Consider the following 16,188-nt stretch of genomic DNA (forward strand, 5'->3'; position numbering starts at 1 on the left):
TCTGTCCATCCTTTCAACGGAGCGTCTCCGCGGACTCCGGCACACGGGGCTTGTCGCCGGTTCGGGCGGTGGTCCGCCGATCACGGGTTCGCAGGAGGAAGGTGAGCAGTGCGCACGTGGCCGCCGTGACGATCCACAGCGACTGCACGGCAAGGCAGGCGGGGGACACCGTCGGCGAGAACCCGGCCGCGATACCGGTTTGCGTGGCGCCGTAGGAGGGCAGGTAGGGGCGGATGCCCGCATCGGGGACGGGGTTGAGCACCGGGTTCTGCAACGCCTGGTCGACGATGCTGGTCGCGATGATGAGGAACATCCCCTCGAGTTCACCCCGGATCAGCAGGCCGATCACCGCGCCGATGGCCCCGTAGGCGAGTGCCGCCGCCAACATGCCGACCGCGAGCAGCCAGCACTGCGCGGGCCGCCAGAGCAGGTGCACCAGCAGCGTCGCGTAGGCGGTGGCCGTGACCGAGACCAGCACGAGCAGGGTGAGTTTCGCCGACATCAGCCAACTGCGGGGGTAGCCGGCCATGGCCAGGCGGTGGTCGAAGCGCACCGACGAGTGGGTCGTGCTGAACATCGTGAACCCGACCAGGAGTGTCACCCCGTTGAAAGCGGTGACCAACATGCCGAGTTCGTTGCCCTGGGCTTGGATCGTCTCGTCCGCGGCCACGAGGCGCAGGACGACGGCGTTGTGCGTGTACCCGAAGTACGGCATGACGACGCAGATCGGGATGACGAACACGAGCAGCGTGAGCGCGAAGCGGTGGCGCAGGTGTTCGGTGAGCACCAGGCGTGTGGTGGTGGCGTAGTACCGCAGGCGGCGTGACATGTCACGCTCCCGTGGAGTTCGGGTCGACGAGGCGCAGAACGCCCGACGACAGTCGGTACACCGCGGACAGGCGTGCTGTGTCGTGGGCCAGGTGGGACACGATGAACACGCAGCGCCCGCGCGAGCGCAGCTCGTCGGTCAGGTCCCAGAACCGCAGGTAGGTGTTCCAGTCGAAGCCCTGGTACGGCTCGTCGAGCAGGGCGATCGCGGGGTCGTGCATCAACGCCAGGGTGAGGTTGAGCTTCTGCCGCGTGCCACCGCTGAGCACCCCGGCCGACTCGTCCAGGAACGGCGTGAGGTGGAGGATCTCCATGAGGTCGGTGGCCCGGTCGAGTGACGGCAGCCCGTAGGCGACCTGGAAGTACTGGAGGTGCTGTCGCACCGTCAGCCGATCGTTCAGGACGATCCGCTGCGGGCAGTACCCCACGGATCCGGTGCAGGCGACCGTGCCGCGGTCCGGGACGAGTTGGCCGCTGAGGATCCGCAGCAGCGTCGTCTTCCCCGCACCGTTCTCACCGACGATGCCCACCACCGTGCCGCGCGGGCATTCGATCTCGACACCGCACAGCACCTCGCGGTCGCCGAAGCGGTGGTGGACGTCCGTGACCCGCAAGACCCAATCGGCTCCCGCCACGGGCGCCTCTCGGTCGGACGACCGGTGCTTGGCGGTTGGATTTCGGATCGCCGTCCACGGGACACGCACGTGATCACCTCCGATCCGTGATCAGTTGTGCCAGGCGCGCCATGCTCGTGGACGCCTTCATCAGGTCCATCGACGACAGCTGAACGCCGAAGCGACTCCGGATCTCGGCGAGCAGTTCCATGGCCAACAACGAATCCACGCCGAGTTCGACCAACGGCTTCGTGCGGTCGATCCGCGCCGGCGCGGTCCGCATCACGGCAGCCAGGTGCCGCACGATGGCCTCCTCGACCGCCGTCGTGGTCTCCTCACCCGACTCCCCCGACTCGCCCGATTCCCCCGACTCGCCCGCGAGTGGCACCGGCACATCGGAGCCACCCGGAACGGACCCCGGCAACAGCCCGGCGAGCCGCGGTGTGCCGAGCAAGGGCGTGTGGTCACGCATCCGCCTCCAGTCGAACCTGCCGGCGGCGACCACATCCGTTGGCCACTCGGACAACGCGTCTTCCAGGAAGTCCAACGCCCGGTCGCAACTCGTGGGCGACAGGCCCGCCTTCGCCATCTGCTCGCCGATCCGGTGGCGGGCGACGTAGCCGGTGTCACCGATGACGCCCCACTGGACCGCCAGTGCGGGAAGTCCTCGCCGGCGGCGGAACCGGGTGTGCGCCTCCAGGTACAGGTTGGCCGCGACGTAGTTGGCCTGCCGGGCGTTCCCCATGACCGTCGTGGCGGACGAGTAGGCGACGAAGAAGTCGAGCGCCTGGTCACCGGTCAGCTCCTCCAGCACCAGCACCCCGAGCAGCTTCGGGTCGAGCACGGCCCGCAGCGCCCGGTGGTCCATGTCCGCCAGCGGCCGGTCGTCCAGCACCATGGCCGCGTGGACGACGCCACGCAGCGGCCGTCCGGTGGCGGCGATCCGGGCCATGACCGACCTCATCGCCCGCGGATCGGTGACGTCCACTGAGTGCGCGGCGACCTGCACTCCTCGATGTCGCAGGTCATCGAGGAGTTCGCCGGCCCCGGGCGTCAGGTGGCCGCGCCGACCGACGAGCGTCAGGTGCCGGGCGCCGCGGTCGGCCAGCCGCCGCGCTGTCGCGGCGCCGAAGCCACCGAGACCGCCGGTCACCAGGTAGGTCGCGGCTGGGTCCAATCCGAGCGGAACCCTGGCCGGTCGCACCGCTACGGGGTCGTCGAACGAGATCACGACCTTGCCGACGTGCCGGGAGTGCTGCATGAGCCGGAACGCCTCGGCGACCCCCGCCGCGGGGTACGTGCGGTGCGGTAGCGCCGGGTACTGGCCCGCGTGCACCGCTGCGACCACCTCCCGGAGGTGCCGCGCCGCGAGTCGCGGGTTGCCGGTGGGGATGTCGGCGATGTCGACCACCAGGAAGCTGATGTTCCGGCGGAGGGGGTGCATCGGCAGCCGGGAGTTCCGGTAGATGTCGCGTTTGCCGAGTTCGACGAACCGCCCGTGCGGCGCGAGGACCTCCAGACCACGCGACAGGGCCTCACCGCCCAAGGAGTTGAGCACGACGTCGACACCACGTCCGCCGGTGATGTCCATGACCTGGTCGGCGAAGGCCGTGCTGCGCGAGTCCAGCACGTGCTCGATGCCGCACGTTCGCAGGAAGTCCCGTTTGGCGTCGGTTCCGGCGGTGGCGATCACGTGCGCCCCGCGGGTGCGGGCGAAGTGAACGGCGGCCAGTCCGACGCCGCCGGCCGCGCCGTGGACCAGGATCGTTTCGCCCCGGTCCAGGCGCGCCAGGTCGTGCAGGCTGTGGTGGACCGTCCACCACACCGCGGGAACGGTGGCGGCCTCGGTGAAGGTCATGGAGTCCGGTATGCGGCCGACCGCGTCGGCTCGGACGAGGACGTGCGACGCGAGGGAGGCCGGGGCGTACCCGAACACCCGGTCGCCGGGCTTCAGCCCCGTGACACCCGTGCCGATGGCGGCGACAGTTCCGGCGTAGTCCAGGCCGAGCGTGCGATCGAGGTCCACCTGTCCGTCGGCATCGGCCTCCGGCGGGAGCAGTCCGGTCGCGATCATGATGTCGTGGTAGTTGAGCCCTGCCGCGCGGACGTCGACCAGGACTCGGCCCGGCCCGGGTCGGCGGACGCGCTCCTGTTCCCAGGCCAACCGGTATCCGAGCCCCGGGTTCTCCACCGTGAGCCGGAACCCGACGTCAGCCGCGGGTCCACCGGTCAACCGCGGCCGGTCGCTCGCGACGACGCGAGGCACGAACCGCCCGCCCGCGGTCAACACGACCTCGTCCTCGTCGGACGGGGCAAGCAATTCCGCCGCGACACGGTGTGCATCGGCTGCCGGGTCTCCGGCGTCGTCCCACGAGATGCGCCGCGATATCAGGTTGGAGTGCTCGTTGGCGATCGTGCGGCCGACGCCCCATGCAGCCGCGTCCAACGGCACCCTGGGCTCCTCCGGAGCGGGAAGGGCGCCCGAGGGCCTGGTCACCAGCCACAGCGGCAACTTCCCGCCGGTTCGCGCGTCGCTGCCGGCGGCGAGTGCCCTCAGCACCGCCGCGCGGTGCACGGTGCATTCGGAGGGGTCCGGCGTCCGCGGCCCGCCGAGGACCACGACGACGCCGGTGAGGTCTTCCCGGCGGGCGAGGTGGATCAACTGCTCAGGATCGGCCCCGACATGCTCGATCGCGGCGCCTGTCGCGCGGAGGGCGGAGGTCACCGCGTCGGCTCGTGCGCGATCCGCGGGGTCGTCCACGACGACACACCACACGGAGTCCTGAGCCGGTGGGATGTGCGGCCGGACATCACCGCGCCTGGTCGGGGTGGAGGCGACCAGGACGGATTCACCGCTGCCGCCGATGTGGCCCACTTCGGCGAAGCCGCTGTCCGGCAAGAGGGACAGCCAGCCGTCGCGGGACAGGAGCGGGGAGGCGGTTCGCAGCTGTGTGTCGGTGAACGCCCAGAAGCTGTCGAGTACGCCGAAGGGCAGCGCGAGGAAGCCGGTGTCGTGCGTTTCGGCCGCGATGAGCAGACCACCGGGAGCGAGCAGTCCGGCCACCCCGCGCAGTGCCGAGCCGAGGTCTGCCGCGGCGTGCAGCGCGTTGGCGACGATGACCAGGTCGAACTCGCCCGCGACGAAGCCTTGTTCCGCGGGATCGGTGTCGAGGTCGAACCGGCGGCATTCCACGAAGTCGTAATCGGCGAAACGGGCTTTCGCGCCGTCCAGCAGTGCAGTGGAAACGTCGGTTGCCACATAGGTGGTGCGTTCGGCGGGCAGCACCGGCAGCACGTGCACCGTCGTCGCGCCGGTGCCCACACCGATCTCCAGGACCCGCAACGGCCGGTCGACCGGCCACTCCCCGGCCACCTTCGTCACGAGGTGGCGGACCACGCCGTTGTACCGCCCGATCGATCCGACGCCGAAGAGGTGGAAGAGGGCTTCCTCCAGGTCCGCTCCGGTGGACAGCAGCTCGCCCGGATCGGTTGTGCCACGCAGCACGTCGGCGAGGTGCGCACCGCACCTGCTCTGCAGCAACAGGTAGCTTTCGACCGCCGGGAACCGTCGCAGTGCTTCCCCCATCACGGCGGGCACGTCGGCGTCACGATTGATCAGCCAACGCGGTTCCGCGTGGTGCACCAGACCTTCATCCGCCGCCAGTCCGAGCAGCAGCAGGACCAAGGGCAGGTGTCGGGCCGACACCCCGGCCGCGGTCAGGTCGTCGACGGTGAACGACGTCCGTCGCGGGAGCAGTTCGGCGACGGCAGCGCGCATGAAGTGACCGCTGAGCCGCTTGACCAGCTCGATCGTCCCGGCATCCAGCAGCGCGGGCGCGGTCTCGGCGCAGGCCGCGACGAGGTCGTCCGGGCCGGCCAGCGGCCACGGCGCGGCCGGTTGGCCGGACCTCGGCTGGGCGCGGAGCACCGTGTCGAACCGGCTGACCTCGTCGGTGGACGCCCGGCCGAACGGCCGCAGCCTGCACTCCGCGAGTTCCACCACCACCGCACCGGTTTCGTCGGCGATGGAGATGTCCCAGCAGGTCTCGCGCGGGGTGACGGAGCGCATCCGGACGTGGATGCGGCCCCGCGCGGGCGGTTGGCGCCACATCCGGACGCGGCCGATGGATGCCGGCAGGAACGCGCGGCCTCCGCCCAGGTCCAGCGCCGGCAGCAGGTTTCCGGCCTGGAACGCCGCGTCCAGCAGCGCGGGATGCGCCTCGTACCCGTCCTGCGGTGTGTCGAAGCGGTAATCCGCCCACAGTTCGTCGTCACCGATCCGCACCTCGTCCAGGCACCGGAACAGCGGCCCGTACTCGATCCCCGACCGCTCGCACAGCGCGTAGGCCGAGTCACCGGTGATCCGCCGGCGCGGCTCCGGTTCCGCGGTGACCGGAGGCGGGGGTGGTGCGGTCATGGCGCGGACCCGCCCCCTGGCGTACAGCTGCCACGGGCCGCTGGAGCCCTCCCGGTGGGCGACCCGCAGCACACCGTCCTCATCGGACAGCGCGACCTGGATGTGGTGGTCCATGTCGGGTGCCCAGGACAGCACCATCGGTTGCGATATCCGAAGCCGGTCCAGCTCGACGGGGCGGTCGTGGGAGAGGCGCCCGGCGGCCAGCGCCATCTCCACGTAACCCGTGGCGGGCATGACCACGGCTCCGTCGATGCGGTGCTCGGACAACCACGGCGTGCGCGTCGGTTCCACCTGGCTGTGCCAGGACGGTTCCGCCACCGGCATGCGCTCGCCCAGCAGCGGGTGGTCGATCCGTCCGCTGCCGGGGAGGCGCGTCCACCGGTTCGGGTCGCCCTTCCAGAAGTGCTCGTGCCGCCAGGGGTAGCGCGGCAGGTCGCGCACGGCGCCGGCGGTCGGGAACAACCGTGCCCACTCCAGGTCCCCTCCCGCGGTCAGGACAGCGGCGGTGACCCGGTCGGCGAGGTCCTCCCGGTGGTCGTTGCGGGACATGGTGGCGATCGGCAGCAGGCGTTCCGGTCCCGCCCCGAGCCGGCTCAGGTAGGTCGACAGCACCGGGTGCGGTCCGATCTCCACGACGATCCCGACGCCGTGTTCGGCCAGGTGGGCAGCGGCCCGGCCGAACAGCACCGGTTCGCGGATGTTGCGCCACCAGTGGCCGGCGTCCAGGTCGCCGGCCCGCACCAGGTCGCCGGTCACGGTGGACAGCAGCGGGATGTGCGGCTCCCCCGACAACACCGTGGCCAACGCGGCGTGGATCCGTTCTCGGACGGGCTCCATCGCGTGACTGTGGAACGCGTAGTCCAGGTCGAGCTCGCGGAAGAACACGTCCTCGCCGGCCAGCTTCTCCCCCAGCTCACGCAGCGCCAGAGCGTCGCCGGAGACGGTGACGTCGCGGTCGCCGTTGATCGCGGCCACCTCCAACCGGCCCTCGAACCCGGCCAGGACTTCACCGGCCTGCTCTTCGGACAGACCGACCACGGCCATGCGGCCCGCCCCGGCGGTCACGGCTTGGGCCGCGCTGCGTTCCGCGATCACCGTCGCCGCCGTCCGCAAGTCCAACGCACCGGCCACGTGGGCGGCGGCGACCTCGCCCACGCTGTGCCCGAACACGACCTGTGGCGTGATCCCGTTCGCGCGCAGCAGCGCCGCCAGCCCGACCTGGACGGCGAACAGCAGCGGTTGGGCGATCGCGGTGTCGGTCAACCGGGACCTGTCCGCGGACGCATCGAGTTCCTCGACGACCGACCAGCCCATGAGGGGCCGCAGTTCGGCGTCGACGGCTTCCACCGCGGCGCGGAACACCGGCTGCGCGGCGAGCAGCGACACGCCCATGCCCGCCCACTGCGAGCCGTTGCCGGAGAACGCGAACCCGATCCCCTTGTGGGAGCGGACGCCCGGAGTACCACCGATCTCCACCGCGGCCAGCTCGCGGGACGCCCGCGCGGGCTCGTCGGCGAGCACGACCGCCCGGTGTTCGTGCCGGGTGCGCCGCAGGCAGAGGGTGTGGGCCAGGTCGTAGAAATCCTCGCGGGACGTGCGGTCGAGCACTTCCCGCGTGTCCCGCACGGCGTGCGCCAGCGCTTCAGCCGAGCGGGCCGTGACCACCACCGGCAGTGCCCGACGGACCGGTCGGGTCCGCGGCGGAGCCTCCGGTGCGGGCCCGAGGACCGCGTGGGCGTTGGCACCGCCGAACCCGAAGTTGCTGACGCCCACCAGGGTTCCCGGCGGCAGTTCGCGACGCCGGTGCACCGGGTCCAGGCCCAGGCCCGCGAAGTCGATCGCCGGGTTCACGGGTGTGCCGTGCAAGGACGCGGGGATCTCGCCGTGCCTGAGCACCAGCACCGCCTTGAGCAGACCCGCCATGCCCGAGGCGGCTTCGAGGTGGCCGATGTTGGTCTTGACCGACCCGATCGGCAGCGCGGTGCCGCGCCGCCGCCCCAATGCCTTCCCCAGTGCCGCGCACTCGGCGGTGTCCCCGGCCTGGGTTCCGGTTCCGTGCGCCTCGACGTAGCCGAGCCGGTCGGGACCGAGACCGGCTTCGCGGTAGACCTCGTGCAACAGGTGGGCCTGGGATTCGGCACTGGGCAGCATCATGCCGTGCGTGCGCCCGTCGCAGTTCGTCCCGGTGGCGAGCACGACCGCGTGCACCCGGTCACCGTCGGCGAGCGCGTCGTGCAGCCGCTTGAGCACGAGCACACCGGCGCCTTCCGCGCGCACGAACCCGTCGGCGTGGGCGGAGAAGGCGCGGCACCGGTGGGTGGGTGACAGCATCCTGGCCTTGGAGAACCCGACGAACGGCAACGGGTTGAGCAACAACTGCGACGCCGCTGCCACCGCCGTCCGGCCTCGTCCGTCGCGCAGGTAGCGGCATGCGTGGTCCAACGCGAACAGCGATGAGGCGCAGGCGGTGTCCACCGTCGCGCTGGGGCCGCGGAGGTCGAAGGCGTAGGAGATCCGGTTGGCCACGACCGCGCCGGCCATGCCGGCCATGGAGTGGACGTCGAAGTTCCCGGCGTCGGTCTCCTGCACGCCCTGGTAGTCGGTGCTCGTCACGCCGGCGAACACCGCGGTGTCCGATCCGCGCAGCGAGTCCTGGTCCAGTCCGGCGTCGTCGAACGCCTCCGCGGTCAGTTCGAGCACGATCCGCTGCTGCGGATCCATCGCCTCGGCCTCACGCGGTGACACGCCGAAGTACTCGGCGTCGAACCCCGCGACGTCGGGCAGGTACCCGCCGGCGAACGAGTAGCTCTTGCCGGGACGTGCGGGATCCGGGTCGTGGAACCGGGCCGGGTCGAACCGCCCCGGCGGTGGTCCGCCGCCGACCAGGTCGCGACCCTCGCGCAACACCTGCCACAAGCCGTCGAGGTCGCCGATGCCGCCGGGCAGCCGACACGCCACCCCGACGATCGCGACGGCCTGGTTGTCGGTGTCGCTGGTGATGTGCACGTCGTGCCTTCCTCCGCAGTACCGACCCGTCTGGTTGCAACAGCCTCGTTAAGTGCCCGGAGCACGGCCACCGCTGTGTGCGGACTTCACTCGATCAGTGAATCCGGGATGCGATCCCGGGCGATTGGTGCGTGAAGTCCGCACGCCTTCACACCTTCGGGTGGCTTCGCTCCGGAGATTCGGCCCACCAGCGGAATCTCCGGATGCCGCGTGCGGGAGCAGGTGATATCGATTCGGAATGCCACCCGTCGTGCTCCTGGCCGCGCGCCTCGTCCGGGATGTGAGGTGATGTCGATCGTGCAGTCCGCCGCAGGTGCGCCGAAGTGCCAGTCGCGCGAGCGAGTGCCGCACGGCTTTCCGGGCGCCGCTCGTCCGGGGAACGGCTGATCGTCGTGCCGGGAGTCGCACTGCGCGGAATCAACGGCTGGCTGCCGCCGCACGTGGTCGACAACGACGAGGTCGGTGCGCGCCTGGCCGTGAGCGGCTCGTGGATCCTGCGCCGCACCGGTATCGGCGAGCGCCGACGCGCGGATCCCGGCACGGCCGCCTCCGACCTCGCGGTGCGGGCCGCCGCGCCGCTGCTGGCGCTGAGCGACGGCCCGGTGCGGACGATCGTGGTCGCGACCATGTCGCCGGATCACCCGTGTCCGGCCACCGCGCCGCTGGTCGCCGCGCGACTGGGGCTGGCGGGAGCGGCGGCGTGGGACGTCAACGCCGCCTGTGCCGGGTTCGTGTACGCACTGGCGTGCGCCACCGCCCTGGTTTCCGCCGGGCAGACCGACCGGGTCCTGGTCATCGGCACGGACGTGATGAGCACCGTCGTGGATCCCGACGACCGGGACACGGCGGTGCTGTTCGGGGACGGCGCCGGAGCCGTGCTGCTGGAAACCGCCACGCCGCACGAACCCGGTTCCTTCGGCCCGTTCGACCTCGGCTCCGACGGTGCGCTCGTCGACCTGGTCATCACCCCCGCCGGCGGCTCACGTCGGCCGGCTTCACCGTCCAACGGGGACGGACGGTACCTGCGGATGCAGGGGCAGGCGGTGTTCAAGCAGGCCGTCGACCACATGACCGCCTCCGCGCGTGCCGCTGTCGACGCCGCGGGGTGGACCCTCGACCAGGTCGACTGGTTGATCGGTCACCAGGCCAACGCCCGCATCCTCGCCGTCGTCGGCGACGTCCTGGGCATCTGCCCCGAGCGTCGCGTCGTGTGCCTTGAGCGCACCGGCAACACCGCCACCGCGTCGATCCCGCTCGCGCTCCACACCCTCGCCCGATCGGGGAAGGCGCGGGCAGGCGACCGGGTCGTCCTCACGTCCTTCGGCGGTGGTCTGTCGTGGGGCTCCACCACGATGACCTGGCCCTCGACCCTGGTAGTCGTCCCCCAGCAGGACCCGGAGGAGGCCTCGACGTGAACGCCCGCAACGCCCCGCAGCCCGTTGCCATCACCGGTCTGGGCATGATCACCCCAGCCGGTGCGGACACCGCCGCCACGTGGCGGGAGGTGTGCCGCGGTACCGCCACCGCGGCCGTCGACCCGGCGTTGGCCGATCTGCCGGTGAGCCTGTCCTGTCGCGTCCGGGCACCGCTGGAGCGGCCTGTCATGCGGCGCAAAGGGGTCAAGAACCTGGACCCCGTCACCCGCTTCGCGCTCAACGCCGCCGACGAAGCGCTCGACGACAGCGGCCTCGACCCGATCGGGTGGCAACCCGACCGGGTCGCGGTGGTCACCGGAACGGGCGCCGGGGGATCCCACACCGTCACCCGGGGCCACGAGGTGCTGGCCGCCGAGGGGCCCCGAGCCGTGTCGCCGTACCACCTCCCGGCCTCGCTGATCAACATGACGTCCGCGTTCCTCAGCCTGTACTTCACCGCCCGCGGCCCCAGTTTCACCGTCTCGACCGCGTGCGCCTCGGGCGCGGACGCCCTCGGCCTGGCGCAGGACCTCCTGGCGGCCGATCGCTGCGACATCGCCCTGGTCTGCGGCGCCGAAGCGGGCATCACCCCCATCTCGGTCGCGAGCTTCGCCCAGATCAAGGCCCTGTCCGCGGAGTCCGACCCCCGGCTGGCGTCGCGGCCGTTCGACCGGGACAGGAACGGGTTCGTCATCGCCGAAGGCGCCTGCGTGCTCGTCCTGGAACGACCGCGCGACGCCGCGGCCCGAGGCGCGAGGATCCGCGCACTCCTGCTGGGCCACGCCTCCACCAACGACGCCCACCACGCGACCGCTCCGCACCCCGACGGCCTGGGTGCGGAAACCGCGCTGCGACAGGCCATCCACCGCGCCGGCCTGACAGCCGCCGACATCACCCACGTCAACGCCCACGGCACGTCCACACCGGCCAACGACCGGATCGAGGCGTGCCTGCTCACCCAAGTCCTCCCCCACCACCCGGTCGTCACCTCCTCGAAAGGGGCGCTGGGCCACGCCCTCGGCGCGGCGGGCACGATCGAGGCCGCGCTCACCGTCCTCGCCCTCGAAGAACACCGGGTCCCTCCGACAGCGGGGACGCGCGACCTCGATCCCGAGTGCGGAATCGACCTCGTCCTCGGCACGCCGCGCGCCCACCCGGGCAACTACGCCGTCAGCAACTCGTTCGGGTTCGGCGGGCACAACAGCGTCGTCGTCCTCGCCGCACCCTGATCACCGCCAAGGGAGAACCATGACCACGTTCCACCGCCTCGCCGACATGGTCAGCCGCGTCGCCGAAGTGCCTTTGGACAGCATCACGCCCACCAGCAGCCTCGATGAGCTGGAGGTCGACTCCCTCGCCCTGGTGGAGCTGATCCTGCGCGTCGAGAAGACCTTCGGCATTTCGGTCAGGGACGGCGATGTCCAGTCGAACGACACGATCGACGGCATCGCGCGGTACATCGAGGAGCGACTCCCGACCGACGCCATCCCCGACGCGGTGTGACCGCCCGTCGCGTGCGGGCGCATCCCGTGGATCCGCGGTGGCGTCGGACGACCCGGGAGCCGACTCCGGACTAGCCGAAGTTCCGCCCCTCGCCGCGGTACGTCGGCACGGTCGCCTCGACCGCGTCGCCCCGCACGAGGTGGTAGTGCGTGAACCGCTCGGCCAGCTCGCCTGCCTTGGCGTGCCGCATCCACACCCGGTCACCCAGCCGCAGCGAGTCGGCCGCCCGACCGGCCACCGGGGTCTGCACCTCACCCGCGCCCTCCATCGGCAACAGCCTCAGCCCTTCGGGGAGGTACGGCGACGGCTGCCGGTCCGGGGTGGCGGAACCGGAAGCGATGTAGCCGCCGGAGAACAGCGTCGCCACGCCCTTCGCGGGCAGGCGCACGACGGGCAGCGCGAACAGCGCCGCCGGACGCGGCTGGAACGAGCGGTAGGCGTCGAACAGGGTGGGGGCCAGCAGACCGGCCCCGGCGGCCAGTTCCGTGACGGACGGGTCGGCCGTGGTGACCTCCAGGCTGCCCGTGCCGCCGCCGTTGACGAACTCCAGGTCCGCGACCCGGCGCACCTCGGCGACCGCGAGCGCGCGCCGTTCCACCAGCTCGGCGACCGACTTGCGCTGCACCCACCGCAGCACCGCCGCCCGCACCGGCTTCCCCGGCGGGGAGTCACCGACACCGGCGATCTGGCTCTCGTACGCCATGACGCCCACCAGGCGGAACCCGGCGCGTCCGGTGATCCGAGCGGCCAACTCCCCCGCCTCACGGGCGCTGTGCACGGGCGAGCGGCGGCTGCCGATGTGCAGGCCGGGCAACGGCCGCCACGACACGTCCAGCTCCAGGCACACCCGGATCTCCGGGTGTCCGTGGCCGAGCGCCGCGTCCACCAGGTCCAGGTGGGCGAGCGAGTCGACCACGATCGTGACGCGGCGGCGGGCCGCCTCGTCGGCGGCGAGCGCCCGCAGCGCCGAGTGGTTCACCGCCGGGTACGCGACGAGGAGGTCTTCGCTCGTGTCGTGCTCGGACAACCACAGGGCCTCGGCCAGCGAGTAGCACATGAGTCCCGCCACGCCGTCGACGCGGAGCGCCCGGTCGAGCAGGGCGCGGACCCGCACCGACTTGCTCGCGACCCGGATCGGCTTGCCCGCCGCGCGGCGGACGAGGTCGGCCGCGTTGTGGTCGAAGGCGTCCAGGTCGACGACCGCGAACGGCGGATCGAGGCCCTTCGTCGCGGTGTCGAGGCGGCTATTGGATTCCATGCGTCTCCAATGCACTGTGGACGGATCGTCCCGGGCTCCGACGATGTCGGCTCGGAGAGCGGCTGCCGTGTCCGGAGGCTCATGCCGCTCGGACGTGGCTCGCGCCACCCGGGCACCACCGTGCGGCTCGGGTCGTGGGATTGCTTCTTCCGCCGATCAGCGTGAAGCAATCGCCGGAACTCCGCCCGTCCGGAGAACGACGGGCCCGCGGCTCGCGCCTGGTGCGGGTGCAACGCTGTGCCGTCGCGCCCGGCCCCTCCCGTTCCCGCCGATCGGACGGGCTCAACGGAGGGTCACTTCAGGACGTCGCCGGCTTCCAGAACATGAACGGCCGCCAAGGCGGTGACCCCGCCAAACTCGCCGACGCGCTGGTCGAGCCGGCGGGCCGGGGCGAGCCGCCGCTGCGCTTCGCCGCCGATGCCGACGCCGTCGAGGCCTTCGAGCGGAAGGCCGAGGCGTTGCTCGCCCAGGCCGACGCCCACCGCGAACCGTCCGGCAGCCTCGCCCACGACGACGCCACCGCGTCCGCCTGACACCACCCGCCGGTAGCCGCAGCCCGCGTCACCCGGTATCCGCAACATCCACCGGGCGCTGGACCCGGGCGTGCGCGGAGTCCTGGTTGGATGACCGCGTGTCTCGATTTCCGTGGCGCTCGCGAAGCCGCGGCTACAGGCTGAAGGCGATCGAGCGCAGGATCAGCACCGCGACGAACACCGCGGTGAACGCCAGGTCGATCGACAGCCCGCCGGCGCGCACCGGCCGCAACACCCGCCGCACCGGCGCGATCACCGGCTCCGTCACGACGTGCGTCAAGGCGCGGGCCCGCGCCACCCACCGCGGACCGTTGGCCACGACTCCCGCCCAGTCCAGCACCAACCGGGCGATCAGCAGCAGTACGAACACCGTCAACGCGTACCCGAGCAGGGATCCGATGATGCTCATGACGAACTCCTCCGTGGCGCCGGCCGTCTCACCGGTATCAACGCGGCCGGGCAAGCCGGAAGTGCCGCCTTCGCCGTGTTCTCAGCCGACTATCAGCTCGGGCCGGCACGGACGCGGTCGCCACGATCCGTCGACGAAAACGTCCGCGGTGGAGTCGCGGCTCAGGTACACCGGCGGCGTGCCGCTGTTCGTTGAGGCCGTGTTCCCCCGGTGCGAAGTACTTGTCGCCAGGGGTCGACTCCGCCCGTTCGCAGATGACGTTCCCACCCGCGCCGTCCGGTGCGGCGCTGGGACGGCGACTGGTCACGTCGGCGTGAGCCAGGCGGGTTTGCACCCGGCGCCGGCGCACCGGGCGTCCGCGTAATCGGCAGGATCGCCGGGCGGGCCCCCTCAGTACATTCGCAGCTGGTCGCGGAGGGTCCGTGCGACGTGTGCCATCAGCGCTTCCGCGCCGGGTTGCACGACGGCCGGCACCCGGGACTCGGTGAGGGCGGCGACGGCGAACGCCTGGCCGTCGGCGTGCTCGACGACCCCGACCTCGTGCCGGAGGTTGAGCAGGGTGCCGGTCTTCGACGACCAGCGGGATGCGTCGGAGCTGAAGTCGGGGGCCAGTCGCTGCCGCAGCAGGTTGTCGCCCATCAACTCGCGGACCCGTGCGGCGACCGGGGACTGGATCGTGGTCGGCCGCCACAGCCCCTGCAGCAGGTCCACGAACGCACGGGCGGACCCGGCGTTCGCGCGGCTGATGTCGAGTTGGGTCACCGGGTGTCCGCGTCCCGCTGTCGCCGCCGCGATGGCGAGGGAGTGGGCGAGATGCCCCTCCGCCGGGGTGAACCGCTCGGCCGGCGTGTCGATGAGGTCCTCCATGAGATGGCGGACCGCGATGCCGTCGTGGCCGAGCCGCCGCAGCTCCGCGGTGACCGCGGTGGGCGGGGTGAGGGCGAACAGGGCGTCGGCCGCGGTGCTGTCGCTGATCGCCATGCTCAGGTAGAGCAGGTCTTCGACTGCGATCGTGGCACCGTGCCGGAACCTGGTCAGCCCGGTCGGGCCCGGCACGGTGCTGCGGCCGGGCCGCACCACGACGGGTGTGGCCGCGTCGAGCTCGCCTCGCGCCACGCGCTCCAGTGTGGCGACCGCGAGCGGTACCTTCACCAGCGACGCGACCGGGTACTCCACCTCGGCGTCGATCCCGAGTTCGTCACCGGTGTCGAGGTCGCGCACGAGGAACGAACCACGCAGACCGGCGTCGTGCAGTGCTTCCCGCGCATCACGCAGGACCCTGGTCGTCCCCGCCACTACTCCTCCCCGCCCGGCACGCCGAGACAGCGCCCGATCACGGCGGGCGGGAGGGCACGGATCCGCTGGGAGTCCTCGCGCTGCCCGGCCGTGACGTCGTAGCCGCGGGCCAGGTCCAGCTCGCCGATCGGACGCCAGTGCAGGCCCAGCTCACCGGCCTGGCTCCGCGAGCAGAGCAGGAGGTCGGTCGAGCCGAGCACTTCGGCCGTGGCGGCGACGAGCGAGGCCGTCACCACCTGAGCGGGTTGCAGACCGACCGCGTCCCGCAGACGGGTGACGCGGTCGCGGACGTGGGGCACGTCGTCCTCCGGCTGGATCCAGACGCGACGTCGGCGGGCCTCCCGTGCGATGCGGCCCGCCCGCAGCGTCTCCACGTAGACCACCGAGACGTCGCCCGGGTCGGCGCGACCGGCGAGCCCCAACGGCACCCGCCAAACCCCCTCGTCAGGCGGCACCGCGACGAGCGCCGCCCGGACCTCCAGGGTGCGGGCGAGCTCCGCGCGCTCGCCCGGCCCGACCGGGAACAAGTCGAGATTCAGCTCGTGCCGGCGTGCGTCGGCGACGAGACGGGCCAGCAGCCGCGGGACGCAGACGGCGGGTACGGCCAGCCGGAACGGCCGCAGCTTGGCGCGTTCGGCGTCGTGCTCCATCGCCTCGACGAGCTCGACCAGCCGCCTGGCCGACGGCAGCATCTCCCGGCCGAACAGCGTCAGCGTGACGCTGCGCGAGGACCGCGTGAACAGCCGGGCCCCGAAGTGCTTCTCGAGCGCCGCGATGCGCCGGCTGGCGACGGACTGCGGGATCTGCGCCTCGGCGGCCCCGGCGGTGAAGCTGCCGTACCCGCTGACGGCAACGAACGCCTTACACGCCGCGACGACATCCACGGCACGTGAGTATATGCCGATTCAG

General features: G+C 71.8%; 11 protein-coding genes. 4 read left to right on the forward strand and 7 right to left on the reverse strand.

Annotation, left to right across the window (positions count from 1 at the left end; translation table 11 throughout):
* Window positions 1–13 precede the first annotated feature (13 nt).
* The 3 genes from FM051_RS40920 to FM051_RS40930 form a co-directional block, all read right to left on the reverse strand.
* A complete protein-coding gene (locus FM051_RS40920; RefSeq protein ID WP_158852492.1) occupies window positions 14–829 on the reverse strand; it encodes an ABC transporter permease in 816 nt (271 codons plus the stop codon).
* 1 nt (window position 830) lies between these two features.
* Complete coding sequence (locus tag FM051_RS40925; protein WP_158852493.1) at window positions 831–1,442, reverse strand: ABC transporter ATP-binding protein; 612 nt, start codon at window positions 1,440–1,442, stop codon at window positions 831–833.
* A 94-nt stretch (window positions 1,443–1,536) separates the two neighbouring features.
* The gene (locus tag FM051_RS40930) at window positions 1,537–8,865 is read right to left on the reverse strand and encodes a type I polyketide synthase (RefSeq protein WP_158852494.1); all 7,329 of its coding nucleotides are present in this window, start codon (window positions 8,863–8,865) and stop codon (window positions 1,537–1,539) included.
* A 323-nt stretch (window positions 8,866–9,188) separates the two neighbouring features.
* On the opposite strand from FM051_RS40930, the gene FM051_RS40935 reads away from it, so the two are divergent.
* The 3 genes from FM051_RS40935 to FM051_RS40945 are packed head-to-tail and all read left to right on the forward strand — an operon-like array spanning window position 9,189 to window position 11,783.
* Complete coding sequence (locus FM051_RS40935) at window positions 9,189–10,280, forward strand: beta-ketoacyl-ACP synthase 3 (protein WP_238413004.1); 1,092 nt, start codon at window positions 9,189–9,191, stop codon at window positions 10,278–10,280.
* Window positions 10,277–11,509 (forward strand): beta-ketoacyl-[acyl-carrier-protein] synthase family protein, encoded by a 1,233-nt coding sequence (locus FM051_RS40940; RefSeq protein ID WP_238413005.1) that lies wholly within the window; start codon window positions 10,277–10,279, stop codon window positions 11,507–11,509. The genes FM051_RS40935 and FM051_RS40940 overlap by 4 nt, the downstream gene beginning before the upstream one ends.
* A gap of 19 nt (window positions 11,510–11,528) precedes the next feature.
* The gene (locus FM051_RS40945; protein ID WP_158852495.1) at window positions 11,529–11,783 is read left to right on the forward strand and encodes an acyl carrier protein; all 255 of its coding nucleotides are present in this window, start codon (window positions 11,529–11,531) and stop codon (window positions 11,781–11,783) included.
* Between the two features lie 70 nt (window positions 11,784–11,853).
* Here FM051_RS40945 and FM051_RS40950 read toward each other — a convergent pair whose 3' ends face one another.
* Entirely contained in the window at window positions 11,854–13,041 is a 1,188-nt protein-coding gene (locus FM051_RS40950; RefSeq protein WP_158852496.1) for an amino acid deaminase/aldolase, read from the reverse strand.
* A gap of 323 nt (window positions 13,042–13,364) precedes the next feature.
* Here FM051_RS40950 and FM051_RS40955 point away from each other — a divergent pair, with 323 nt between their 5' ends.
* Window positions 13,365–13,574, forward strand: coding sequence for a Rossmann-fold NAD(P)-binding domain-containing protein (locus FM051_RS40955; protein ID WP_202919281.1), 210 nt, complete (start codon window positions 13,365–13,367; stop codon window positions 13,572–13,574).
* Between the two features lie 133 nt (window positions 13,575–13,707).
* On the opposite strand, the gene FM051_RS40960 is transcribed toward FM051_RS40955, so the two are convergent.
* From FM051_RS40960 to FM051_RS40970, 3 genes are all read right to left on the reverse strand, one after another.
* Complete coding sequence (locus tag FM051_RS40960) at window positions 13,708–13,983, reverse strand: YggT family protein (RefSeq protein ID WP_158852497.1); 276 nt, start codon at window positions 13,981–13,983, stop codon at window positions 13,708–13,710.
* A 390-nt stretch (window positions 13,984–14,373) separates the two neighbouring features.
* Window positions 14,374–15,279 carry a serine hydrolase gene (locus FM051_RS40965; RefSeq protein WP_158852498.1) on the reverse strand — a complete coding sequence of 302 codons (906 nt, stop codon included), beginning with the start codon at window positions 15,277–15,279 and terminating at the stop codon, window positions 14,374–14,376.
* The gene (locus FM051_RS40970) at window positions 15,279–16,163 is read right to left on the reverse strand and encodes a LysR family transcriptional regulator (RefSeq protein ID WP_158852499.1); all 885 of its coding nucleotides are present in this window, start codon (window positions 16,161–16,163) and stop codon (window positions 15,279–15,281) included. The genes FM051_RS40965 and FM051_RS40970 overlap by 1 nt, the downstream gene beginning before the upstream one ends.
* Window positions 16,164–16,188 lie beyond the last annotated feature (25 nt).

The sequence above is a fragment of the Saccharothrix deserti genome, assembly GCF_009769385.1.
Taxonomy (GTDB): domain Bacteria; phylum Actinomycetota; class Actinomycetes; order Mycobacteriales; family Pseudonocardiaceae; genus Actinosynnema; species Actinosynnema deserti.